The following is a 977-nucleotide window of genomic DNA, read 5'->3' as shown; positions in this document are numbered from 1 at the left end:
TTGACGGCTTGTTCCTTGCTGATTCCTGCCGCGCGGCCTCGTTCACTAAAAATCTTGTGGGTCGCCCTTGAATTCATGGCGACCTCAATCCAGTCGGGGGACGCCAGTGTCCCCACCAGAGAAAAGGACCACGAGATGCCTACGATCACCACCTCAGACGGTGTCGAGATCTTCTACAAGGACTGGGGCTCGGGCCAGCCGATCGTGTTCAGCCACGGCTGGCCGCTCACGGCCGATGACTGGGACGCCCAGATGATCTACTTCCTGCACAATGGCTACCGCGTCATCGCCCACGACCGCCGCGGCCACGGCCGGTCGGACCAGCCCGGCACCGGCAACGACGTGCAGCACTGGGTCGCCGACCTCGCCGCGCTGACCTCCCACCTGGACCTGCGCGACGCCGTGCACATCGGCCACTCCACCGGCGGCGCCGAAGTAGCCAGCTATGTCGCCCGCCACCAGGACCGGGTCGCCAAGGCCGTGCTCGTGTCCTCGCCCACGCCGTACATGTACAACAACGACGGCAACCCGGCCGGACAGCCCCGCGAATGGTTCGACGCGGTCCAGGCCGGCATCCTGGCCAACCGCGCGGAATTCTACCGCGACGTCCCGGCCGGCCCGTTCTACGGCTTCAACCGCCCCGACGCCACCCCGTCGCAGGCAATCATCGACAACTGGTGGCGCCAGGGCATGTCCGGCGGCATCCACGCCCACTACGAGACCGTGTTCTCCTGGCTGCAGGACTACACCGAGGACCTGAAGAAGATCACCGTACCGGTCCTGGTCATGCACGGCGACGACGACCAGATCGTCCCCTACGCCAGCTCCGTGCCCAGCGCCGTCGAAAACCTCAAGAACGGCTCGCTGAAGACCTACCCGGGCTACCCGCACGGCATGCTCACCACCCACGCAGACGTCATCAACCCCGACCTGCTCGCCTTCATCCGCGCCTGATCCACCAACGCCGGCGACGCGGA

The 977-nt window shown here is 66.1% G+C and carries 1 protein-coding gene; it reads left to right on the top strand.

Annotated elements, in window-relative coordinates:
* Positions 1 to 135: 135 nt before the first annotated feature.
* Entirely contained in the window at positions 136 to 954 is an 819-nt protein-coding gene (locus tag ACLQ24_RS29835; RefSeq protein ID WP_425895071.1) for an alpha/beta fold hydrolase, read from the top strand.
* Positions 955 to 977: the final 23 nt, after the last annotated feature.

Source organism: Micromonospora sp. DT4 (assembly GCF_049841675.1).
Taxonomy (GTDB): Bacteria; Actinomycetota; Actinomycetes; order Mycobacteriales; family Micromonosporaceae; genus Micromonospora.
The sequence above is the reverse complement of the archived record's forward strand: the minus strand, read 5'-3'. Positions and strand labels throughout refer to the sequence as shown.

Bases quoted from the DNA above. Each gene is read 5' to 3' on its own strand.
- ACLQ24_RS29835 (WP_425895071.1), top strand. From the start codon at position 136: ATGCCTACGATCACCACCTCAGACGGTGTCGAGATCTTCTACAAGGAC.